The organism is Stenotrophomonas sp. PS02289, assembly GCF_029960115.1.
Lineage (GTDB): Bacteria > Pseudomonadota > Gammaproteobacteria > Xanthomonadales > Xanthomonadaceae > Stenotrophomonas.
The window spans coordinates 1-23,243 of sequence record NZ_JASCOZ010000015.1; the positions used below are offsets into that span (position 1 = coordinate 1).

Below are 23,243 nucleotides of genomic sequence, written 5' to 3' on the forward strand. Positions count from 1 at the left end.
GCTTAGCGGCGGGCGCCGCATTTCCCCACCCGCGGGGGCCCGCGCTGGGCGCGCCACTCCAGCGCATCAATCCTCAACCGGTTCGTCATCCCACGCCGTGCGGTACTGCGCGCTGGAGATCAGCTGCTGGTCGGCGTCCGACCACAGCACCACCGTGGTGAACTCGTCCACGTCGATGTCATGGGGAACGTCAAGCAGGAAACGCGATTGCGGGGTGATCTGGCCGACGCGTCGCGCGCGCGGCTGGGCGCGCAGGAAGTCATCGCGGTGGATGATGCGGTCGCTGGTCAGATAGACCGTGCTGGTACGACCGGCTGAGGCCGGAACCGACATACGGCCATCGAACACGATCTGCCCATGGCTCACCCCGAGATGCCCGTCGGCCCAGTACAGCCGGGTGCTGCCGGGGTGGTCGCGCCGGAAATGACACTTATAGGGCGCGTCCGCCAGCGCGGCTTCCACCTGGGTCCCCGGCGCTGCGCCGGCCCGGCCGTCGCCGGAGCAGAGCAGAAGGCCGGAACCCAATCCGATCGCGATGGCCAGGGAGTGGGTCAGTACGACGCGCGGGGAGGGACAACGCATGTGATCACGCCGGATGGCGCGCCAGTATCCCGAGCGCAGCCTGTCGCAGGTGGCCCATTCTGAAACAGGCCGTGCCTGACATGCCCTGCGCCGCGGGCGGTCAGTCGCCGCCGACCGCCAGCCGGCTCTCGCCAACGCACGCGCCAGCAGGGTCGAACCGGCGCTCCATGATGAAGCCGATGCCCTGGGCATCGAGGGCGATGATCGTGCTGGCCCGGGTGCCGTATTCGGCACTGCGGATGAACGCCGACGACAACCAGCGTTCCCGCTCCAACCCGATGCCGGTGTCCGGCAGCGCCGCATCGTCGGCTCGGGTGGTGTCGGCCAGCGCGTGCCACAACGGGTCCAGTGCGTCGCTGCCGCTGTCCAGCCAGGCCTGCAGCGCCGCATTGAGGCGCAGGGTTTTCGGCCATGGAGCATCCAGCGGTCCATTGGACAGGCCATGAATGCCCGCGGCCAGGGTCTGCCGCTGCAGCGGGTGGTTGCCGAGGAACTCGCAGCTGTCCGCGTCAGCCAGCAGCAGGTTGAAGGGGGCGTACGCACGGGCGTCCGGTGCCTCGGCATTGGCGGCACGCTCATGACCGGCCAGCCAGTCGGCGTAGCGTCCGGCGGGCGCGGCATCGCGCAGGAAGCGGGCGACCAGTGCGCCGCGCGAGGGGCCGGTCTGGGCCGCCCGCGGGTCGCGCACATTGGTGACCACCGCCATCCGGCCGGTCGCGCTGATGCCGGCCCAGGTACCGCCCGAGCGCAGGTCGCGCCCCGCCCGCACAGCCCCCTCCGCCGCCGGCCATACCGCCAGCGGTGCGGTGGGGCGGGCGTGGAACTCGTCGCGATTGCCGGCCATCAGCAGCTGCCAGCGGGGGTGGACCTTCCAGGCCAGGGTGAGCAGACACATGGCCGGAATTGTGGCCGTTTTTGCGCAAGCCCGCGCGGGCAGCGGCCGCGCCCGGCATGAATGCGAGGCCAGGTTTCACAAGGCCTGCACAGGACTGAACTTCTGTTCAATCTCAAAATTTGAGACGAAACAGCAACTTGTGGATAAGCCTTGAACAAGTCTCTAAACATTGCTGCAAGCCCTTGATGTCCAAGGCGATTTGCCGCTCGCAAAGATGTTGACAACCCGAACGGCACTGCTAAGGTGGGCAACAGAGGGAAAACCGGGTTTTTTGTGGTTTTTCGTGGTTCAATGTTTCACCGGGCGAAGGAAAGGTGCAGGCGTCGTGTTCCAGGGCGAGACGGCCATCACAGTTGACGACAAAGGGCGCATGGCGGTTCCGACCGCGCATCGCGACCTGGTCGCGCGCGTGAGCAACAACCGTCTGGTCCTGACCTACAACCCGTTCGAGTCCGGCTGCCTGTGGCTGTATGCCGAGGCCGAATGGGAGCGGGTCCGCGACGACGTCATGTCCAAGCCCAATACGCAGCGCGTCGTGCGCCTCCTGCAGCAGAAGCTGGTCGGTTCGGCCGCGCATCTGGAGCTGGATGGCAACGGCCGCATCAGCATTCCCGCCAGCCACCGTGGTGCCGTTGGCATTGAAAAGAAGGCGGTGTTGCTCGGCATGGGCGACAAATTCGAATTGTGGAGCGAGCAGGCTCATCGCGCGTTGATCCAGCAGACGTTGTCTGACGAGGATCTGGGCGATGGGTTGCTCGACCTGAAGTTGTGAGCCGGGGTGCCCGGATGCGCGGCGGCGCGCAGGCCGGTCACCCGGTGTCGCAGTCGCCGGCGGGTCACCTGCCGGTTCTGTACACCCAGGTCCTGGACGGCCTGAGGGTGATCGAAAACGGAACGTATCTCGATGGCACGTTTGGTCGTGGCGGTCACGCCCGCGGCGTGCTCGAGAAGCTGGGGCCGGGAGGTGCGTTGCTGGTCATGGACAAGGATCCGGAGGCCATCGCGGTAGCCGAGCGCGACTTCGCGCCGGACCCGCGCGTCTCCATCTTCCGTGGCAGCTTCGCCGACCTGCTGCACTGGCCGGCCACTGCGGCAGGCCTGGACGGGGTGCTGTTCGACCTCGGTGTGTCCTCGCCGCAGCTGGACGTGGCCGAACGCGGCTTCAGCTTCGGCAAGGACGGTCCGCTGGACATGCGCATGGATCCGGACAGCGGCCAGAGCGCCGCCGAATGGCTGGCCAGCGCGGAAGAGCGCGAGATCGCCGACGTACTGTGGACCTACGGCGAAGAGCGCCAGAGCCGGCGCATCGCCCGCGCCATCGTGGCCAAGCGCGCCAGCCAGCCGCTGACCCGTACTGCCCAGCTGGCCGACCTGATCGCCTCGGTGATGCCGCGCGGGAAGGACAAGATCCACCCGGCCACGCGCAGCTTCCAGGCCATCCGCATCCATATCAACCGCGAACTGGCCGACCTCGAAGCCGGTTTGGACGCGGCGCTGGCCCGGCTCAAGCCGGGTGGCCGCCTGGCGGTGATCAGCTTCCATTCGCTGGAAGACCGCATCGTCAAACAGTTCATGAACCGTCACGCCAAGGCACCGCCGGCCAATCGCCGGCTGCCCGAGCAGCAGACCTTCGTGCCGACCCTGGACCTGATCGGCGGGGCCATAAAGGCCGAAGACGAAGAGCTGGCGGTCAATCCGCGCTCGCGCAGCGCGGTGCTGCGCGTCGCCGAAAAGCGCGGGGAGGCGGCATGAGTCGCCTGCTGCTGGTGATCCTGCTGGCTGCCACCATCGCCTCGGCGATCGGGGTGGTGTTCATGCGCCATCGTCACCGGCAGACCTTCGTCGAGCTGTCGCGGGTGGAGCGCGCGCGCGATGAATTGAATATTGAATTCGGCCGCCTGCAGCTGGAACAGGCCACCCTGGCCGAAGCCACCCGCGTCGACCGGGTCGCCCGTGAGCGCCTGGGCATGAAGTTCCCGGAAGCCAATGATGTCGTGGTGGTGCGCCCATGAACGGCTCCGGTCGCAACCGCACCCGCAACAGCTTCAACCTGCGCCGCCGCCTGCAGTGGGTGGGGCTGGCGCTCGGGCTGTGCTCGGTGTCGCTGGTCGGCCGGGCGGCGTACGTGCAGATCATCAACAGCGACTTCTATCAGCGTCAGGGCGAGGCCCGTTACCTGCGCGAGCTGCCGATCAACACCTCGCGCGGCATGATCACCGACCGCAATGGCGAACCGGTGGCGGTGTCCACGCCGGTCGCCTCGATCTGGGTCAACCCGCAGGAACTGCTGCGTTCGCCCGACCGCATCCCCGAGCTGGCCACCGCGCTGGGCATGCCGCTGGACGAGCTGAGCTCGAAGCTGTCGCAGAAGTCGGACAAGGAATTCATGTTCCTGCGTCGCCGGATCAATCCGGACGATGCCGAGAAAGTGGTGGCACTGAAGATTCCCGGTGTGGCCTCGCAGCGCGAGTTCCGTCGCTTCTACCCGCAGGGTGAGGCGATGGCGCACGTGCTCGGCTTCACCAACATCGACGACCGCGGCCAGGAAGGGCTGGAGCTGGCCTTCGACGAATGGCTGCGCGGCAAGCCCGGCGCGAAGCGGGTCATCCGCAACCGCAAGGGCGAAACGGTGGAGAGCGACCTGCTGCGCCCCGCCGAGCCGGGCAAGGACCTGACTCTCAGCATTGACCGCCGCATCCAGTTCCTGGCCTTCAAGGAGCTGCGCAGCGCCCTGATCGCCAACAAGGCGGCCGGTGGTTCGATGGTCATCATGGACGTGGCCACGGGCGAGATCCTGGCCATGGTCAACCTGCCCACCTACAACCCCAATTCGGTGGGTGGTACCGCACCGGACACGCGCCGCAACCGCGCGGTGACCGACCTGGTCGAACCGGGTTCGACCATGAAGCCCCTGACCATCGCCTCGGCGCTGCAGACCGGTGCGGTCACCAAGGACACCATCGTCGACACCAATCCGGGGTACATGGCCGTCGGCCGGTACACCATCAAGGACGTGCCGCGTAACAACGGTGTGCTCAATGTCACCGGCGTGATCACCCGCAGCTCGAACATCGGCGCGGCCAAGATCGCCGCCAAGATGCCTGACCAGGTGTTCTACGACTCCGTGCACAGCTTCGGCTACGGCTCGCAGCCGCACAGCGGCTTCCCGGGGGAGTCGGCGGGCGTGTTCCCGCGGCCCGCGCGCTGGAGTGGCCCGTCCAAGACCACCATGTCTTACGGCTATGGCTTGAACGTGACGCCGCTGCAGATCGCCACCGCCTACTCGGCGCTGGGTAACGGCGGCAAGCTGATCGCGCCGACCTTCGTGAAAGGTCAGCACAACGAAGGCAAGCAGATCATCGATGAGAAGGTCGCCAAGGAAGTTGTGGCGATGATGGAAACCGTGGTCACCCAGGGCGGTGCCAAGGGCGCTGCCGTGCTCGGCTACCACGTGGCTGGCAAGACCGGCACCGCGCGCAAGGCGGGGCCGGGCGGCTATGTGCCGGGTCACTACAACTCCTTGTTCGCCGGCGTGGTGCCCGCCAGCAATCCGCGCTTTGCCACGGTCATCGTCATCAACGACCCGCAGGCCGGCAAGTATTACGGCGGCCTGGTGTCGGCCCCGGTGTTCCACAACGTGATGGAAGGTGCGCTGCGCCTGATGGACGTGCCGCCGGACGACATCGATGCCTGGCTGGCCGCGCAGCAGTCCGGAAAGATGGGCCATGCAGCGTCATCGCTGCCGACCCCGCCGATGGAGGCCCTCATGGCTCCCGATGCCGCCGCTGAATTCGATGCCGCGCTGCCCAGCGCGCATGCCACGTTGCCACCCGCGCAGGGAGGCACGCAATGAGCCATACGATGTTGCTTTCGCAGTTGATTCCGGACGTGGCGCTCAGCCACGACCCCGCCATCACCGGCCTGGTGCTGGACAGCCGCGCCGTGCGCCCCGGCAATGCCTTTGTGGCCATTGCCGGCTTTGGCGCGCATGGCCTGGGCTTTGTCGACCAGGCCAAGGCCGCCGGCGCCGCCGCCATTCTGTTCGATCCGCCGGCCCCGGCCGAGCTGCCGGCTCCGGCCGACGCCATTGCCGTGCCCGGCCTGCGTGGCCGCATGGGCGCGATGGCCGACCAGTTCCACGGCCAGCCGTCGCGCGCCATGACCATGGTCGGCGTCACCGGCACCAACGGCAAAACCTCCACGGTGCAGCTGCTGGCCCAGGCCTGGCACCTGCTCGGCACCCGCAGTGGCAGCATCGGCACGCTCGGCGTCGGCCTGTACGGCCACGTGGTGCCGACCGGTTTCACCACCCCGCTGGTGCTGCAGATGCATGAAGTGCTGGCGCAGCTGCGCGATGAAGGCGCGCAGGCGGTCGCGATGGAAGTCAGCTCGCACGCGCTCGATCAGGGCCGAGTGGACGCGGTGCATTACGACGTGGCGGTATTCACCAACCTCACCCGCGACCACCTGGACTACCACGGCGACATGGCGCAGTACGGCGCGGCCAAGGCCAAGCTGTTCCATCGCCCGGGCCTGAAGGCCGCCGTGGTCAATCTGGACGACAGCTTCGGCAGCGAACTGCTGCGCACCGTCGACCCCGGCATCGCCCAGATCGGACTCAGCTCGCGCGGCGCGCAGCAGGCGACGCTGCGCGCGGATTCGCTCAAGCTCGACGGCCGCGGCATCGCCTTCGACCTGGTTGTGGCGGGCGCGCGCCATCCGGTGCAATCGCCGCTGCTGGGCCGCTTCAACGTCGACAACCTGCTGGGCGTGGCTGGCGCGCTGTACGCGCTGGGCCATGCACCGGCTGACATTGCCACGCTGCTGTCGCAGCTGCAGCCCATCGCCGGCCGCATGAACCGTCTCGGTGGCGAACACGGCCTGCCGACGGTGGTGGTCGACTACGCACACACGCCGGATGCACTCGAACAGGCGCTGCAGAGCCTGCAGGGGCATCTGCAGGGGCGTCTGTTCTGCGTGTTCGGCTGCGGCGGCGAACGCGATACCGGCAAGCGCCCGCAGATGGCCGCCATTGCCGAGCGTCTGGCCCAGCAGGTGATCGTCACTGACGACAACCCGCGCGGCGAGGACGGCGACGTGATCGTGGCCGATATCCTGGCAGGCTTCACTGCGCCAGACGCCGTGACCGTGCAGCGCAACCGTGCGCGCGCCATCGGCCTGGCCGTGAAGCTGGCCGGGGCCGGCGACATCGTGCTGATCGCCGGCAAGGGTCATGAACCCTATCAGGAAGTACGTGGCGTGAAGCACGACTTCGACGACACCCTGGTGGCGGCCGCCGCGCTGAGCGCGAAGGAAGGCCTGCTCAAGCGGAACGCGCAGGAGGCCGAATGAAGCGCACGCCTCTCTCCCTGATCGCGCATTGGGCCGGTGGTGAGATCCACGGCGATGACACGGCGATCGATGCGGTCAGCAATGACACCCGTACCCTGGCCCCGGGCAGCCTCTATGTGGCGCTGCGTGGCGAGCGTTTCGACGGCCATGACTTCGCCGCGGACGCACTCGCGCGTGGAGCCAGCGCGATGCTGGTCGAACGTCTGCTCGATGTGGCGGTGCCGCAGGTCGTGGTGGCTGACACCGAACTGGCGCTGGCGCGCATCGCCGCCGGCATGCAGCGCAACCGCGCCACCCAGGTATTCGCGATCACCGGCAGCAACGGCAAGACCAGCGTCAAGACGCTGCTGCTGGCGATCCTGCAGCAGGTGGCGCGCGAGGACCACAAGGTGGTCTACGCCAACCCGGGCAACCGCAACAACGAGATCGGCCTGCCGCTGGCGGTGCTGGACGCGCCGGAAGACGCCGATTTCGCCATCTACGAGATGGGGGCGGGCAAGCCGGGAGACATCGCGTACCTGACCGACATCGCCCGTCCGCAGTATGCGCTGGTCAACAACATCGCCCCGGCGCACCTGGAGCGCATGGGCAACCTGCTCGGCGTGGCGACCACCAAAGGTGCGATCTACGCGGCGCTGCCGGCCGATGGCGTGGCCGTCATCAATGCCGACGACGCCTACGGCGTGTGGTTCGAGCAGCATATCGTCGGTCACCCGCCGCGCAGCCGACTGCTGCGCTACGGGCTGGACCACAGTGCCGACATCACCGCGCGTGACATCCGCCTGACCGCTGCAGGTAGCCAGTTCACCCTGCACACCCCGGTGGGCACCGCCGCGATCACCCTGGCACTGCCGGGCCGGCACAACATCAGCAATGCGCTGGCCGCCGCCAGCCTGGCCCTGGCCGCCGAGATCCCGCTGGCCCAGGTGGTCACCGGCCTGGGCAACGCCGAGCCGGTTCCGGGTCGGCAGATCGCGCACACGCTGCCCGGTGGCGCGGTGCTGATCGACGACAGCTACAACGCCAACCCGGGCTCGCTGGCCGCCGCGATTGACGCGCTGGCCGCCGGCAAAGACGAGGGCTGGCTGGTCCTGGGCGACATGCGCGAACTCGGCCCGGACGGTCCGGCGCTGCATGCGCAGGCCGGTCAGCGCGCCCGCGCGGCCGGACTCAAGCGCCTGTACACGCTGGGTCCGCTCAGCGAAGCCGCCTCCACTGCCTTCGGTGAAGGCGGTCGACATTTTTCCACCCATGACGCCCTGGCCGATGCACTGGCCGGGGAACTGCACGCCGGCGTGCGCTGCCTGGTGAAAGGTTCGCGCGGCAGCGCGATGGACAAGATTGTGAAAGCGCTGCTGGCGCGAGGAGAGGAAAGCCCCCATGTTGCTTGAACTGGCCCGATGGTTGCAGCAGTTGGAGAGCCTGTTCGGGCTGTTCGGCTACCTGACGTTCCGTGGCATCCTCGCCGCGCTCACCTCGCTGTTCCTGTCGCTGTGGCTGGGACCGGCGGTGATCCGCAAGCTGGCCCAGTTCAAGGGCGGCCAGCCGATCCGCAAGGACGGCCCGCAGACCCATTTCTCCAAGGCCGGCACGCCGACCATGGGCGGTTCGCTGATCCTGCTTACCGTCACCTTGTCCACCCTGCTGTGGGGTGACCTGCGCAACCACTATGTGTGGCTGGTGCTGGCGGTGATGCTCAGCTTCGGTGTCATCGGCTGGTACGACGACTGGATCAAGATCGTGCGCCGCGACCCGAACGGGCTGGCCTCGCGCTGGAAGTACCTGCTGCAGTCGATCTTCGGCCTGGCCGCCGGCCTGTTCCTGTACTACACCGCCGACGTGCCGGCGCAGCTGACGTTCTATATCCCGATGTTCAAGTCGGTGGCGCTGCCGCTGGCCGGGATCAGCTTCGTCGCCATCGCCTATTTCTGGATCGTCGGCTTCTCCAACGCGGTGAACCTCACCGACGGCCTGGACGGCCTGGCCATCATGCCCACCGTGCTGGTGGCCTGCGGCCTGGGCGTGTTCGCCTATGCATCGGGCAACGTGGTGTTCGCCAACTACCTGCAGATCCCGCAGATCCCCGGCGCAGGCGAGCTGATCATCATCTGTGCCGCCATCGCCGGTGCCGGCCTGGGCTTCCTGTGGTTCAACACCTATCCGGCCATGGTGTTCATGGGCGACATCGGCGCGCTGGCGCTCGGCGCGGTGCTCGGCACCATCGCGGTGATCACCCGCCAGGAGCTGGTGCTGGTGGTCATGGGCGGCGTGTTCGTGATTGAAACGCTGTCGGTGATGATCCAGGTCGCCTCGTTCAAGCTGACCGGCAAGCGCGTGTTCCGCATGGCACCGATCCACCACCACTTCGAACTGAAGGGCTGGCCGGAGCCGCGCGTGATCGTGCGCTTCTGGATCATCTCGGTGGTGCTGGTGCTCATCGGCCTGGCCACGTTGAAGGTCCGCTGATGAATGACCTGTCGCGCCAGGCAACCCGTCTTGAAGCCATCGGAGGCCGCTTCGATCCGTGGCTGCTGGGCGCGATCATCGCGCTGACCGGTGTGGGCGTGGTGATGGTCGCGTCGAGCTCGATCGCGCTGATGAGCAGCCCGTTCTACTACCTCAACCGCCATCTGATCTTCCTGGCGGTCGGTATCGGCCTGGCCATCCTGGCGATGCGCACCGAGCTGAAGAGCATCGAGCAGTACAACCAGATCCTGCTGCTGGGCTGCTTCGCGCTGCTGGTGGTGGTGTTCATCCCGGGCCTGGGCAGCAGCGTCAATGGCGCGCGGCGCTGGATCAACCTGGGCATCTCCAAGTTCCAGACCGTGGAAGCGGTCAAGGTGCTGTACATCGTCTGGCTGTCCAGCTATCTGGTCCGCTTCCGCGACGAGGTCAACGCCACCTGGCCGGCGATGCTCAAGCCGCAGGGCGTGGCCGGTGCGCTGGTCGTGCTGCTGCTGCTGCAGCCGGACTTCGGCTCGTCCACCCTGCTGCTGGGCATCACTGCCGGCATGCTGGTGCTGGGCGGGGTCAACATGCTGCGCATGTCGATGCCGGCGGTGATCGGCCTGGCGGCGATGAGCGCGCTGGCGATCTTCGAGCCTTACCGCCTGCGCCGCATCACCTCGTTCATGGACCCGTGGGCGGACCAGCAGGGCGACGGTTACCAGTTGACCAATGCCCTGATGGCGGTGGGTCGCGGCGAGTGGACCGGCGTCGGCCTGGGCAACTCGGTGCAGAAGCTGTACTACCTGCCGGAAGCGCATACCGACTTCATCTTCTCGGTGACGGCTGAGGAGTTCGGCTTCCTGGGCACCTGCGTGATCATCGCGCTGTATGCGGTGCTGGTCGGCCGTGCGTTCTGGATCGGCATGCGCTGCGTGGAGATGAAGCGTCATTTCTCCGGCTACATCGCCTTCGGCATCGCGCTGTGGATCAGCATGCAGAGCTTCGTCTCGATCGGCGTCAACCTGGGCATCCTGCCGACCAAGGGTCTGACCCTGCCGCTGATCTCGTCGGGCGGCTCCAGCGTGCTGATGACCTGCGTGGCGATGGGCCTGCTGCTGCGCGTGTCCTACGAACTCGAACGCGCCGAGCGCCGCCAGGCGGTGCGCATGGGCGCGGCTGACGGTGACGAACCCGCTCCCGCGCACACCGGGCCGAGCGCCAGTGAAGTGGCGGCAGCGGTGCAGGGCAGTGTGCCGCCCAACGCCTACCGCGATCCGGCCCCGAACAGCAGCGCACGCGGCACCAGCCGCATGCAGCAGCGGATCGAACCGACCTTCGGGAGGATGGGATGAGCGCCTCTGAACGACCGGTCCTGATCATGGCCGGTGGCACCGGTGGCCACATCTTCCCCGGCCTGGCCGTGGCCAAGGTGCTGCGCGCGCGCGGCATTCCGGTGACCTGGCTGGGCAGCGACGGCGGCATGGAAACCCGTCTGGTGCCGCAGCACGACATCCACATCGACACGTTGGCGATCAGCGGCCTGCGCGGCAAGGGCAAGCTGGCCCTGCTGACCGCGCCGGGTCGCCTGCTGCGCGCGATCCGCGCTGCGGGCTTCCTGCTCCGCGACCGTCAGCCGCGTGCGGTGATCGCCTTTGGCGGCTTCGCCTCCGGCCCCGGCGGCCTGGCCGCGCGCCTGCATGGTCTGCCGCTGCTGGTGCACGAACAGAATCGCGCGCCGGGACTGACCAACCGCATCCTGTCGCGCTTCGCGCGCCGCGTTTTGACCGGCTTCCCGGGCAGCTTCGCCACCCGCGAAGAGCCAGTGGGTAATCCGGTGCGTGCGGAAATCGCTGCCATCGCACCGCCGGCAGAACGACTGGCCGGTCGCAGCGGTCCGCTGCGCCTGCTCGTGCTGGGCGGCAGCCAGGGCGCGCGCGCGCTCAACAACGCAGTGCCCAATGCGCTGGCCGCGCTGGGCAGCGACGTGGCCGTACAGGTTCGTCACCAGAGCGGCGAGAAGCTGCACGCCGAGGCGCTGCAGGCTTATGCCGACAGCGGCGTCAGTGCCGACGTGCAGCCGTTCATTGCCGACATGGCCGAAGCCTTCAGCTGGGCTGACCTGGTGGTGTGCCGTTCCGGTGCCTCCACCCTGGCCGAGCTGTGCGCGGTCGGGGTGGGCAGCGTGCTGGTGCCGTTCGCCGCCGCCGTCGATGACCACCAGACCCGCAATGCCGAGTACCTGGTCGAGCGCGATGCCGCCGTGCTGCTGAAGCAGGACGACAGTCTGGCCGACCGCCTGCAGGCCGTGCTGCGCGACCTGTCCGCCGATTCCGGCCGCCGCATGCAGATGGCGCAAGCCGCGCGTGCGCTGGCCAAGGTCGATGCCGCTGAGCGCATCGCCGACATCATTCTTGAGGAAGCCAAATGAACACCGTTATCCGCATGTGCCCGCGAGGCCGCGCATGATCCGTCGCCTGCACGACACCAATGACCTGGTCCGCGCGTTCCCGCGCGTGCACTTCGTCGGCATCGGCGGCACCGGCATGAGCGGCATCGCCGAGGTCATGCTGACCCTGGGCTATGAAGTGTCCGGTTCGGACAACGCCGACAACGCCGCTACCCGCCGTCTGGCCGGGCTGGGCGCGCGCGTGATGCGCGGTCATTCGGCCGCCAATGTACTGGGCACCGACTGCGTGGTGGTCTCCAGTGCCATCCGCGAAGACAACCCGGAGCTGATGGAAGCGCGCAGCCAGCGCATTCCGATCATGCCGCGCGCGGCCATGCTGGCCGAGCTGATGCGCTTCCGCCGCGGCATCGCCGTGGCCGGCACGCATGGCAAGACCACCACCACCAGCCTGACCGCTGCCGTGCTGAGCGAAGGCGGACTGGACCCGACCTTCGTGATCGGTGGCCAGCTGCTCGCCGCCGGTGCCAACGCCAAGCTGGGCGGTGGCCAGTGGCTGGTGGCCGAAGCCGATGAGAGCGACGGCAGCTTCCTGCGGCTGAATCCGCTGGTCTCGGTGATCACCAACATCGATGCCGACCATCTTGAAAACTACGGCAACGACTTTGCCCGCGTGCAGGCGGCATTTGCCGAGTTCCTGCAGCGCCTGCCGTTCTACGGGCTGGCCGTGCTGTGCATCGACGACCCGGAAGTGGCCGCGCTGGCGGCCCACACACCGCGTCACGTGATGAGCTACGGCATGAGCCCGCAGGCCGACGTGCGCGCCGAGAACGTGGTGCAGGAAGGCTCGCGCATGCGTTTCACCCTGCGCCTGCCGCAGGGCACCAGCCAGGAAGTGGTGCTGGCCCTGCCGGGTCGTCACAACGTGCTCAACGCACTGGCCGCAGCCGCAGTGGGCTGGCAGCTGGGTGTCGCGCCGGACGCCATCGCGCGCGCGCTGGCCGGCTTCGCCGGTGTCGGCCGCCGCTTCAACGACCTCGGCGAAGTGACCACCGCGTCCGGTGCCAAGGTGCGCATCATCGATGACTACGGCCATCACCCCAGCGAACTGGAAGCGGTGTTCGCCGCGGCACGTGGCGGCTGGCCGGACCAGCGCCTGGTGGTGGCGTTCCAGCCGCACCGTTACAGCCGTACCCGCGACCAGTTCGACAAGTTCGCAGCGGTGCTGTCCAGCGTCGACGCACTGGTGCTGTGCCAGGTCTACCCGGCCGGTGAGGACCCGATCGCCGGGGCTGACTCGCATGCGCTGGCACGCGCCATCCGCGCGCGCGGCCGCAGCGAACCGGTGGTGGTGGGCAAGCCTGCCGAGCTGGCCAGCGTGCTGCCCGACGTGCTGCAGGACGGTGACCTGCTGCTGATGATGGGCGCGGGCGACATCGGTGCCATGGCCACGCATCTGGCCGTGGAAGGCTTCAAGAGCGAGGGTCAGGCATGAGCACCTTCAACTTCGCCCCGCTGCGCACCACCAACCCCGCCGACTTCGGTCGCGTGGCGGTGCTGCTGGGCGGCACCTCCAGCGAACGTGAGGTGTCGCTGGACTCCGGCCGCAACGTGCTGGAAGCCCTGCGCGCGCGTGGCGTCGACGCCACCGCCGTGGACGGCATTCCGGCGCTGGCGCAGGCCCTGGTGGAAAAGCGCTTCGACCGCGTCTTCAACATTCTGCACGGCCACAACGGTGGCGGTGAGGACGGCATCGTGCAGGGGCTGATGGAGGCCTTTGGCGTGCCGTACACCGGTTCGGACGTGCTCGGCTCGGCGCTGGGCATGGACAAGATCCGCACCAAGCAGGTGTGGCTGTCGATCGGTCTGCCGACCCCGCAGTATCGGAAGGTCACCGCTGAGACCGTACACGCGCAGGCGCGCGAACTCGGTCTGCCGGTGGTGGTGAAGCCGGCCAACGAAGGTTCCAGCGTCGGCATCAGCCGGGTGCTCGATGACGCCGGTCTCGACGAAGCGGTGGCCCTGGCTTCGCGTTATGACGGCCAGCTGCTGATGGAACAGATGGTGGTCGGCGACGAGCTCACCGTCGGTATTCTTGGCGACGTGGCGCTGCCGTCGATCCGCATCGTGCCCAAGGGCCAGTGGTACGACTACAACGCCAAGTACCTCGCCGACGACACCCAGTACCTGTGCCCGGGCTTGGACGGCGACGACGAAGCGGAGATCCGCCGGCTCGCGTTGGCCGCGTTCCAGGCGGCCGGCTGCCGTGGCTGGGGCCGCGTGGACGTGATGCGCGACCGCGCCAGCGGCCGCATGTACCTGCTGGAAGTGAACACCGCGCCGGGCATGACCAGTCATTCGCTGGTACCCAAGGCCGCCGGTCAGGTGGGCATCGGCTTTGAGGAGCTGGTCTGGCGCGTGCTGGAGCAGACCCTGCCGCACAACGCCCAGGAGAACGCCCACGCATGAACGCGGTGCTGCGCATCTTCGTCTGGTTGCTGGCTCTGTCGCTGGTAGCGCTGCCCGTGGTGGCGGTGCTCAACGGCTGGGTCGCGGCTGAGCGTTGGCCTCTGGCCAAGCTGCGCGTGCACGGTGAGTTCAAGCGGGTCCCGGCCGAGCAGCTGCAGCAGGTCATCCTGCCGTATGCGCAGGCCGGCTTCTTCGCGGTCAAGCTGCAGGACGCGCAGGACGCCATCGAGCAGCTGCCGTGGGTGGAAAGCGCACAGGTCCGCAAGCAGTGGCCCGATGTGCTGGAGATCACCCTGGTCGAGCACAAGCCGTTCGCCCGCTGGGGCCAGGACCGGCTGCTGTCCGAGCAGGGCAAGCTGTTCGCCACCCCCAAGCAGCTGCAGGACCTGAAGCTGCCCAACCTCGACGGTCCGGACACCCAGACCCAGGAAGTGGTGGCGCTGTACAACGAATCGCGTGCGCTGTTCGCGCCCACCGGGCTGGACGTCACCCGGGTCAGCATGGACGCGCGCGGCAGCTGGTCGCTGCAGTTGAGCAACGGCACGGAAGTGGTGGTCGGCCGCGACGACGCCCGTTCGCGCCTGCAGCGCTTCGTGCGCGTGCTGCCGCAGCTGGCCAACCAGAGTACGCCGATCGAACGCGCCGACCTTCGCTATACCAATGGTTTCACGCTGAGCTGGGGTACCCCGGTTCCGGCCGCGCCGGGCACACCGGCACAGAACACGCAGGACAGGACATGAATCGCAAGGGTGACAAATCGCTGATCGTCGGGCTCGATATCGGCACCTCCAAGGTGGTGGCGCTGGTCGGCGAGTATTCGCCGGGCAACCCGATCGAGGTCATCGGCATCGGCTCGCATGAATCGCGCGGACTCAAGCGCGGCGTGGTCGTGGACATCGAGTCGACCGTGCAGTCGATCCAGCGAGCGGTCGAAGAAGCCGAGCTGATGGCCGGCTGCGAGATCCGCTCGGTGTACGCCTCCATCTCAGGCAACCACGTGCAGTGCAAGAACTCGCCGGGGATCGTGCCGATCCGCGACGGCGAAGTGACCTGGGGCGACCTGGACCGGGTGCTGGACGCAGCCAAGGCCGTGGCCATTCCGGCCGACCAGAAGATCCTGCACGCGATTCCGCGCGAGTACGTGCTGGACGATTCTCAGGAAGGCATCCGCAATCCGGTCGGCATGACCGGCGTGCGCCTGGAAGTGCACGCCCACCTGGTGGTGTGCGCGCAGTCGGCGGCCGCCAACATCAGCAAGTGCGTGCAGCGCTGCGGCCTGCAGGTGGACGACCTGGTGCTGTCCTCGCTGGCCTCCAGCGTGGCCGTGCTGACCGCCGACGAACGCGAACTCGGCGTGGTGCTGGTCGACATGGGCGCGGGCACCACCGACCTGGCGGTGTTCGTGCAGGGCGCGATCTGCCACACGGCGTCGCTGCCGATCGCCGGCGACCACGTCACCAACGACATCGCCCACATGCTGCGCACGCCGACCCCGGAAGCCGAGCAGATCAAGGTGCGCTACGCCTGCGCGCTGGCCCAGCTGGCCACCGCCGAGGAAAGCATCCAGGTGCCCAGCGTCGGCGACCGTCCGCCGCGCCGCATGCCGCGTCATTCACTGGCGCAGGCGGTGCAGGGGCGCTACGAGGAAATTTTCGAAATGGTCCAGGCCGAGCTGCGTCGCTCCGGCTTCGAGGAACTGGTGCGTGCCGGCATGGTACTCACCGGTGGTGCCTCGAAGATGGAAGGCGTGGTCGAGCTGGCCGAAGAAATGCTGCAGATGCCGGTTCGCGTCGGTATTCCGCAGCACGTCACCGGACTGGGTGAAGTGGTTGGTAACCCGGTCCATGCCACGGGCGTGGGGCTGCTGCTGATGGGCAGCCAGATTGAACATCCGCGTCGCCCATCGCTGCCGACCGGTCGTGCCGGCAGTCTATTCAACAAAGTCAAAACCTGGTTCCGCGGCGAATTCTGATCTGCATCTGACAGCCGCATCACTGCAACACCGGCAACATCGCTTCATCGCAACTCACCTGACGAGCCCCCGCTCCGAAGGACATACCTAAAACTACCGCCGCAATGGCGGCGTGGCACGAAGGGCAGGACGCCCATGAGGACCACGCCAATAGAAGCGGTTTCAACGAGGACACGGACATGGCGCACTTCGAATTGATTGAAAAGATGGCACCCAATGCGGTGATCAAGGTGATCGGCGTGGGCGGCGGCGGCGGCAACGCCGTGGCGCACATGGTCAGCACCAGCGTGGACGGCGTGGAATTCATCACCGCCAACACCGACTCGCAGGCCATCAAGAATTGCGGTGCCAAGCTGCAGCTGCAGCTGGGTACCAACGTCACCAAGGGCCTGGGCGCAGGCGCGAACCCGGAAGTGGGTCGCCAGGCCGCCCTGGAAGATCGTGAGCGCATCATGGACGCCCTGCAGGGTGCGGACATGGTGTTCATCACCGCCGGCATGGGCGGTGGCACCGGCACCGGCGCGGCTCCGGTCGTGGCCCAGCTGGCCAAGGAAATGGGCATCCTGACCGTGGCTGTGGTCACCAAGCCGTTCCCGTTCGAAGGCCGTCGCCGCATGCAGGTGGCGCTGAAGGGCATCGAGGAACTGAGCCAGCACTGCGACTCGCTGATCACCATTCCGAATGAAAAGCTGATCACCGTGCTGGGCCGCAACGCCACCATGATTCAGGCGTTCCGCGCGGCCAATGACGTGCTGCAGGGTGCCGTGCAGGGCATCGCCGACCTGATCGTGCGTCCGGGCCTGATCAACGTCGACTTCGCCGACGTGCGCACCGTCATGTCCGAAATGGGCCTGGCGATGATGGGTACCGGCACCGCCCGTGGCGACGACCGCGCCCAGGCCGCCGCTGAAGCCGCCATCCAGAACCCGCTGCTGGACGACGTGAACCTGGCCGGTGCCAACGGCATCCTGGTCAACATCACCGCCGGTGCCGACTTCACCATGGCCGAGTTCGACGAAATCGGCCGCACCATCGACGGCTTCGCCTCCGAAGACGCCACCGTGGTGGTGGGCACCGTGCTCGATCCGGACATGCAGGACGAAGTGCGCGTGACCGTGGTCGCCACCGGCCTGAACCGTGCCGTCGCCTCCAAGACCCAGCGTCCGGGCGAGCGTGCGCCGATCAAGCTGGTCCGCAACGCCACCACCGGCCAGCCGGAGTTCGGCGATTTCGACAACGGCGGTGACGCGGTGTCCAAAGCCGTGGGTGGCATGGGCCTGGGCCTGCGCCGTCCGAGCGCCGACACCGTGGCTCCGTCGGCCCCGGCGGCCGGCCCGGCAACGGCCGAGCTGCCCAACGATTACCTGGATATCCCGGCGTTCCTGCGCCGCCAGGCGGACTAAGCGTTGCATGCCGGGGACTTGTCCGCCCCGGTAAGCATCGCCATGTCCCTAGCTGCCGGGCCTGGATGGGCCCGGCAGTTCGCCGTTCCGTGGTTTCGGCCTCTGGTCGGGACGCACCCCGTTCAGAAAGGGGTTGCGGTACTGCGTGTTATTCTTGTTTGTCATTGTCGCGCTGACAGCGCGCTACCCGGTCGACCCCCATGATTCCGCAACGCACCCTCAAGAACACGATCCGCGCCACCGGCGTTGGCCTGCACAGCGGCGACAAGGTCTACATGACCCTGCGTCCGGCTCCGGTCAATCACGGCATCGTGTTCCGTCGCGTGGACCTGGACCCGGTCGTCGAGGTCCCGGCCCGTGCCGACCTGGTCACCGAAGTGACCCTGTGCACCGGCCTGACCTGCAACAACGCCAAGATCCAGACCGTGGAACACCTGATGTCGGCCCTGGCCGGCCTGGGTGTGGACAACATCATCGTGGAGCTGTCCTCGGCCGAGCTGCCGATCATGGACGGCTCCTCCGGTCCGTTCGTGTTCCTGCTGCAGTCCGCCGGCATCGCCGAGCAGGACGCGCCGAAGCGTTTCATCCGCGTGCTCAAGACCGTGGAAGTCACCGAAGGCGACAAGGTGGCCCGCTTCACCCCCTATGAAGGCTACAAGCTGGGCTTCACCATCCAGTTTGACCACCCGATGATTCCGGCCAAGCAGTCGCGCGCGGAGATCGACTTCTCCACCGCCGCCTACACCAAGGAAATCTCGCGCGCCCGTACCTTCGGTTTCATGCGCGACCTGGAGTACATGCGTGAGCGCAACCTGGGTCTCGGTGGTTCGATGGACAACGCCATCGTGCTCGACGAATTCCGCGTGCTCAACGAAGACGGCCTGCGTTACGCCGACGAATTCGTGCGCCACAAGATCCTCGACGCCATCGGCGATCTGTACCTGGCCGGTGCCCAGGTGCTGGGCGCGTATGAGGGCTTCAAGTCCGGCCATGCGCTCAACAACAAGCTGGTGCGGGCCCTGCTGGCCGACGTCACGGCCTGGGAGTGGGTCAACGCGGCGGCCGACCCGGCTCCGGTGGTCTACGGTGTTCCGGCCTACGCGTGACGCCAACTCCTTGATTTGAAACGCAAACGAACGGCGCTTACTGCGCCGTTCCGCGTTTCTGGCGCTCGGCGGCCGTGAAGCTCACGTCAATGAACCGTGACCGGACCGTCGTCACCTTTTTGTGAACCCGATCCAGTTTCAGGGTAAAAATAACGCAAATTTAATAAAAGACTAACGACTGGACGACCATCCGCGGCTACGATGGCCGCCGGCTCCCCGAAATGTTTCACGACTTCGTGACACAGCCGGGGAAGGAGCGGGATGCTCCGATGCAGTCAGGACTTCGAGCCCTTGGGGTCCTGGAAGCAAGCCAAAGCGTCGCGTAGCCCTTGGTGCGTGGCGGCTGAAACTGCGCGGGGGCCATTCCTGTTGTCGATCGCTGGGGAGCGTGGAGGAGCGGCAAGCGCAGTCTTGATGGTCACCTTGGTGACTTTCAGCCCGATGGAACGGGCCGCGTCGATCAACTCGCGTTCGGCAAGCCGCAGCTTGGCATGCCAGACCGGGGACTCGACGAGAAAAACGAGGTGCTCGCCGTTCACATTCGCCAGCCGGCAACGGGTGGCCAGGGTGGGCGGCAAATGGGGGCGCAACTGACGGTCCAGCGCGTCGAGCCAGAGGGCACGACGCAGCGGGTTGCCGGTTTTGTCCTCCATGACCGCTTCCAGCGCCGGCTTCGGCGCAGAAGGGGAACGGGCACTGGATTTCGGCTCAGACATGAAAACTCACTGATGGCATTCAAAAAGATCGTAATCAAAACGCGTGAAGGACAGGCCAAAACGCCCATCGCGCGTCTGCGGTTCTATTTCGAGGACCGCCCCCGTGCCCTGCTTGGCAGCGTGCTCGGGCTGGGCTGCCTGATCGGCTTCGGTGCCGGTCTGGGCGGCAGCATGTTCAATGATTCGCGCCTGCACGCCAAGGTGGCGCAGCAGGAGCGCGAACTGGCCCAGGCCCGCAAGGACGCCCAGACCCAGGTCAACGCGCTGGCTGCCCGCATGGGCGAGCTGCAGGCGCAGGCCACCCGGCTCAACGCGCTCGGCGAGCGCCTGACCCAGATGGGCAAGCTGGAAGACGGCGAGTTCGACTTCAACGAGACCCCCGGCCTCGGTGAAGGCGAAGCCGGCCCGACCCAGGACATCCCGGTCAGCGCGGTCAACAGCGACTTACAGGTGCTGGAGCAGCGTTTCGCTGCTTCAGGCCGCCAGTTGTCGGTGATGGAGTCGCTGATGTTCGACCATCAGCTCGAGCAGGATGCCGTGCCGGGTCGCATGCCGATCCGCAACAGCTACATCACCTCCGGGTTCGGCGGCCGTAACGACCCGTTCGGTCGTGGTCGCGGCAACCACAAGGGTATCGACTTCCACGCCAAGGTCGGCGACCCGGTCATGGCCGTGGCCGATGGTGTGGTCAGCTTCTCCGGGGTCAAGGGCGGCTACGGCAACGTCGTCGACGTCGACCACGGCAATGGCTACGTGACCCGCTACGCGCACAATTCGCGCCTGGTGGTGAAGGCCGGTGACCTGGTCCGTGCCGGCCAGGAAGTGGCCAAGGCCGGTTCCACCGGTCGTTCGACCGGTGCCCACGTCCACTTCGAGGTCTGGGAGCGCGGCAATGTGGTCAATCCGCGCAAGTTCCTGGGTGACGGCGGCAATACCCCGGTCGGCCGGGTGTCGCGCGGCTGAGTGCGACGAACGGACCGGGGGTGCTTGAAACGCGACACCCCCGTCCCAAGCTACAATAAGTGTTGCCATAGACAGGGCGCAGTGCGCCCTGTTTCGTTTGCGGCGAGCAGCTTCTGCGGAAGCGCCGCCGTTGGGGCGTCTCATTCCAACCGGTTCCTTCAATGATCAACAGCCTGCTTACCCGCGTCTTCGGCAGTCGTAATGAACGACAGCTGCGCCAGCTCAACCGCATCGTCGCCAAGATCAACGCCCTGGAACCGGAGATCGAAAAGCTCTCCGACGAGCAGCTAAAGGCCAAGACCCCCGAGTTCAAGCAGCGCATCGCCGCCGGCGAAGCCCTGGACAAGGTTCTGCCGGAGGCCTTCGCGGTCTGCCGCGAGGCCAGCCGCCGCGTGCTGGGCATGCGCCATTACGACGTGCAGCTGATCGGCGGCATGGTCCTGCACCTGGGCAAGATCGCCGAAATGCGCACCGGTGAAGGCAAGACCCTGGTGGCAACCCTCCCGGTGTACCTGAACGCGCTGGAAGGCAAGGGCGTGCACGTGGTCACCGTCAACGACTACCTGGCCCGCCGCGACGCCGGCCAGATGGGCAAGCTGTACAACTGGCTGGGCCTGAGCGTGGGCGTGGTGTACCCGGGCATGCCGCACGGCGACAAGCGCGAGGCCTACAACAGCGACATCACCTACGGCACCAACAACGAATTCGGCTTCGACTACCTGCGCGACAACATGGCGCTGTCGCGTGCCGACCGCTACCAGCGCGGCCTGCACTACGCCATCGTCGACGAAGTCGACTCGATCCTGATCGACGAAGCGCGCACCCCGCTGATCATCTCGGGCCCGGCCGACGACTCCCCGGAGCTGTACATCCGCGTCAACCGCGTGGTGCCCAGCCTGATCCGCCAGGAGAACGAAGAAGCCGAAGGCGATTTCTGGGTCGATGAAAAGGGCAAGCAGGTGCACCTGTCCGAAGCGGGCATGGAGCACGCCGAGCAGCTGCTGGTTGACGCCGGCATCCTCAGCGCCGAAACCGAAGGCCTGTACGCCGCGCAGAACCTGACCGTGGTGCATCACCTCAATGCCGCCCTGCGCGCGCATGCCATCTACCAGCGCGACGTGGACTACATCGTGCGCGACGGCGAAGTGGTGATCGTCGACGAATTCACCGGCCGTACCCTGGCCGGCCGCCGCTGGTCCGATGGCCTGCACCAGGCGGTGGAAGCCAAGGAAGGGGTGCCGGTCCAGCGCGAGAACCAGACGCTGGCCAGCATCACCTTCCAGAACCTGTTCCGCATGTACAAGAAGCTGTCCGGCATGACCGGTACGGCCGATACCGAAGCCTACGAATTCCAGAGCATCTACGGCCTGGAAGTGGTGGTCATTCCGACCAACCGCCCGACCATCCGCAAGGACTCGCCGGACCAGGTGTTCCTCAACCGCAACGGCAAGTTCAACGCCGTGCTGGCCGACATCCAGGAATGCAACAAGAACGGCCAGCCGGTGCTGGTCGGCACCACCTCGATCGAAACCTCGGAAATGCTGTCCGAGCATCTGAAAAAGGCCGGCGTGCACCACGAAGTGCTCAACGCCAAGCAGCATGACCGCGAAGCCACCATCATCGCCAACGCCGGCATGCCCGGTGCGGTGACCATCGCCACCAACATGGCCGGTCGCGGTACCGACATCGTGCTCGGCGGTTCGCTGGAAGCGCAGCTGCATGAGCTCGGCGAAGACGCCAGCGCCGACGACAAGTTCAAGGTCAAGGCCGAGTGGCAGCGTCGCCACGAGCAGGTCAAGGCTGCCGGTGGCCTGCATATCGTGGGCACCGAACGCCACGAATCGCGCCGTATCGACAACCAGCTGCGCGGTCGTTCGGGTCGTCAGGGCGACCCGGGTTCTTCGCGCTTCTACCTGTCGCTGGAAGACAACCTGATGCGCATCTTCGCCTCGGACTGGGTCCAGAAGGCGATGCGTCTGATGGGCATGAAGGAAGACGACGTCATCGAAGACCGCATGGTCAGCCGCCAGATCGAAAAGGCACAGCGCAAGGTCGAAGCGCACAACTTCGACATCCGCAAGAACCTGCTGGACTTCGACGACGTCAACAACGACCAGCGCAAGGTGATCTACGCCCAGCGCGATGAACTGCTGGACGCCGAGTCGGTCAAGGACAACGTCGACGGCATCCGCGGTGACGTGATCTTCGACGTGGTGGCGCGCTTCGTGCCGCCGAACTCGATCGACGAGCAGTGGGACCTGGCCGGCCTGCAGGCCACCCTGGCCTCGGACTTCGGCGTGGAGATGGACGTGGTCGGCCTGGTGCACCAGCACGAAGAGCTGGACGCCGAGGCGATTGCCAACAAGGTGCAGGAACAGCTGGACGCGCACTTCGCGGCCAAGGAAACCGGCGTCGGCGAAGAGACCATGCGCGCACTGGAAAAGCACGTGATGCTGACCGTGCTGGACCAGAGCTGGAAGGAGCATCTGGCCCGCATGGACTACCTGCGCCAGGGCATCTACCTGCGTGGTTACGCGCAGAAGCAGCCGAAGCAGGAATACAAGAAGGAAGCGTTCGAGCTGTTCTCGGAAATGCTGGAGAACGTCAAGCGCGAAGTGGTGACCCTGCTGGCGCGCGTGCGCATCCGCAGCGAAGAAGAAGTGGCGGCGATGGAAGAAGCCGATCGTCAGCAGCAGCAGGCGCGCATGCAGGCCTCGCAGTTCCAGCACCAGAGCGCGGGTGGTTACGGTGCCGAGGAAGAAGTGGCGGAGATGCAGGCGGCGCAGGGCGTCAGCCAGGTCACCCGCGACGAACCCAAGGTCGGCCGCAACGACCCGTGCCCGTGCGGCAGCGGCAAGAAGTTCAAGCACTGCCACGGTCAGCTGACCTGATCACAGGAAACCCCGCTCCGGCGGGGTTTTTTGTTGGAGCGC

At 66.8% G+C, this 23,243-nt stretch carries 19 protein-coding genes and 1 pseudogene; 17 read left to right on the forward strand and 3 right to left on the reverse strand.

The window, feature by feature from the left end:
* Nucleotides 1-66: 66 nt before the first annotated feature.
* Together QMX83_RS03750 and QMX83_RS03755 are read right to left on the reverse strand one after the other, a co-directional pair.
* Entirely contained in the window at nucleotides 67-582 is a 516-nt protein-coding gene (locus tag QMX83_RS03750; RefSeq protein ID WP_282295315.1) for a hypothetical protein, read from the reverse strand.
* 100 nt (nucleotides 583-682) lie between these two features.
* Nucleotides 683-1,477 carry an NRDE family protein gene (locus QMX83_RS03755; RefSeq protein ID WP_282295316.1) on the reverse strand — a complete coding sequence of 265 codons (795 nt, stop codon included), beginning with the start codon at nucleotides 1,475-1,477 and terminating at the stop codon, nucleotides 683-685.
* A gap of 325 nt (nucleotides 1,478-1,802) precedes the next feature.
* On the opposite strand from QMX83_RS03755, the gene mraZ reads away from it, so the two are divergent.
* The 15 genes and pseudogenes from mraZ (at nucleotide 1,803) to lpxC (ending at nucleotide 18,631) form a co-directional block, all read left to right on the forward strand.
* Nucleotides 1,803-2,249, forward strand: a complete 447-nt coding sequence (gene mraZ / locus QMX83_RS03760) for a division/cell wall cluster transcriptional repressor MraZ (protein ID WP_125361893.1) — start codon at nucleotides 1,803-1,805, stop codon at nucleotides 2,247-2,249.
* Nucleotides 2,250-2,263: 14 nt separating this feature from the next.
* The gene (gene rsmH / locus QMX83_RS03765) at nucleotides 2,264-3,229 is read left to right on the forward strand and encodes a 16S rRNA (cytosine(1402)-N(4))-methyltransferase RsmH (RefSeq protein WP_282295344.1); all 966 of its coding nucleotides are present in this window, start codon (nucleotides 2,264-2,266) and stop codon (nucleotides 3,227-3,229) included.
* The gene (gene ftsL / locus QMX83_RS03770) at nucleotides 3,226-3,489 is read left to right on the forward strand and encodes a cell division protein FtsL (protein WP_282295317.1); all 264 of its coding nucleotides are present in this window, start codon (nucleotides 3,226-3,228) and stop codon (nucleotides 3,487-3,489) included. Before rsmH ends, ftsL begins: the two co-directional genes overlap by 4 nt.
* Nucleotides 3,486-5,330, forward strand: a complete 1,845-nt coding sequence (locus QMX83_RS03775; protein ID WP_282295318.1) for a penicillin-binding transpeptidase domain-containing protein — start codon at nucleotides 3,486-3,488, stop codon at nucleotides 5,328-5,330. The genes ftsL and QMX83_RS03775 overlap by 4 nt, the downstream gene beginning before the upstream one ends.
* Complete coding sequence (locus QMX83_RS03780) at nucleotides 5,327-6,829, forward strand: UDP-N-acetylmuramoyl-L-alanyl-D-glutamate--2,6-diaminopimelate ligase (protein WP_282295319.1); 1,503 nt, start codon at nucleotides 5,327-5,329, stop codon at nucleotides 6,827-6,829. Before QMX83_RS03775 ends, QMX83_RS03780 begins: the two co-directional genes overlap by 4 nt.
* Nucleotides 6,826-8,220 carry a UDP-N-acetylmuramoyl-tripeptide--D-alanyl-D-alanine ligase gene (gene murF, locus QMX83_RS03785; protein WP_282295320.1) on the forward strand — a complete coding sequence of 465 codons (1,395 nt, stop codon included), beginning with the start codon at nucleotides 6,826-6,828 and terminating at the stop codon, nucleotides 8,218-8,220. Before QMX83_RS03780 ends, murF begins: the two co-directional genes overlap by 4 nt.
* Nucleotides 8,210-9,295 (forward strand): phospho-N-acetylmuramoyl-pentapeptide-transferase, encoded by a 1,086-nt coding sequence (gene mraY / locus QMX83_RS03790; protein ID WP_282295321.1) that lies wholly within the window; start codon nucleotides 8,210-8,212, stop codon nucleotides 9,293-9,295. Before murF ends, mraY begins: the two co-directional genes overlap by 11 nt.
* Nucleotides 9,295-10,629: a putative lipid II flippase FtsW gene (gene ftsW, locus QMX83_RS03795; RefSeq protein ID WP_282295322.1), complete on the forward strand. Its 1,335-nt coding sequence runs from the start codon at nucleotides 9,295-9,297 to the stop codon at nucleotides 10,627-10,629. Before mraY ends, ftsW begins: the two co-directional genes overlap by 1 nt.
* A complete protein-coding gene (murG, locus tag QMX83_RS03800; protein WP_282295323.1) occupies nucleotides 10,626-11,705 on the forward strand; it encodes an undecaprenyldiphospho-muramoylpentapeptide beta-N-acetylglucosaminyltransferase in 1,080 nt (359 codons plus the stop codon). The genes ftsW and murG overlap by 4 nt, the downstream gene beginning before the upstream one ends.
* 34 nt (nucleotides 11,706-11,739) lie before the next feature.
* Nucleotides 11,740-13,176, forward strand: coding sequence for a UDP-N-acetylmuramate--L-alanine ligase (gene murC / locus QMX83_RS03805; RefSeq protein ID WP_282295324.1), 1,437 nt, complete (start codon nucleotides 11,740-11,742; stop codon nucleotides 13,174-13,176).
* Complete coding sequence (locus QMX83_RS03810) at nucleotides 13,173-14,150, forward strand: D-alanine--D-alanine ligase (protein ID WP_282295325.1); 978 nt, start codon at nucleotides 13,173-13,175, stop codon at nucleotides 14,148-14,150. The genes murC and QMX83_RS03810 overlap by 4 nt, the downstream gene beginning before the upstream one ends.
* Nucleotides 14,147-14,821: pseudogene (locus tag QMX83_RS03815) on the forward strand (cell division protein FtsQ/DivIB); the annotation flags it as partial. The gene QMX83_RS03810 and the pseudogene QMX83_RS03815, both read left to right, overlap by 4 nt.
* Nucleotides 14,822-14,886: 65 nt before the next feature.
* Entirely contained in the window at nucleotides 14,887-16,122 is a 1,236-nt protein-coding gene (gene ftsA / locus QMX83_RS03820; protein ID WP_125360211.1) for a cell division protein FtsA, read from the forward strand.
* Between the two features lie 179 nt (nucleotides 16,123-16,301).
* Complete coding sequence (gene ftsZ, locus QMX83_RS03825; RefSeq protein ID WP_282295328.1) at nucleotides 16,302-17,525, forward strand: cell division protein FtsZ; 1,224 nt, start codon at nucleotides 16,302-16,304, stop codon at nucleotides 17,523-17,525.
* Between the two features lie 200 nt (nucleotides 17,526-17,725).
* On the forward strand, nucleotides 17,726-18,631 hold the full coding sequence (gene lpxC, locus QMX83_RS03830) for a UDP-3-O-acyl-N-acetylglucosamine deacetylase (RefSeq protein ID WP_125360213.1): 906 nt from the start codon (nucleotides 17,726-17,728) through the stop codon (nucleotides 18,629-18,631).
* Between the two features lie 275 nt (nucleotides 18,632-18,906).
* Here the strand turns inward: lpxC and QMX83_RS03835 are convergent, their stop codons facing one another.
* Nucleotides 18,907-19,347 (reverse strand): DUF721 domain-containing protein, encoded by a 441-nt coding sequence (locus QMX83_RS03835; RefSeq protein ID WP_282295329.1) that lies wholly within the window; start codon nucleotides 19,345-19,347, stop codon nucleotides 18,907-18,909.
* 12 nt (nucleotides 19,348-19,359) lie between these two features.
* Between QMX83_RS03835 and QMX83_RS03840 the strand changes: the two genes are divergently transcribed.
* Together QMX83_RS03840 and secA are read left to right on the forward strand one after the other, a co-directional pair.
* Nucleotides 19,360-20,310 carry a M23 family metallopeptidase gene (locus QMX83_RS03840; protein WP_282295330.1) on the forward strand — a complete coding sequence of 317 codons (951 nt, stop codon included), beginning with the start codon at nucleotides 19,360-19,362 and terminating at the stop codon, nucleotides 20,308-20,310.
* A gap of 161 nt (nucleotides 20,311-20,471) precedes the next feature.
* A complete protein-coding gene (secA, locus tag QMX83_RS03845; protein WP_282295331.1) occupies nucleotides 20,472-23,201 on the forward strand; it encodes a preprotein translocase subunit SecA in 2,730 nt (909 codons plus the stop codon).
* Nucleotides 23,202-23,243 lie beyond the last annotated feature (42 nt).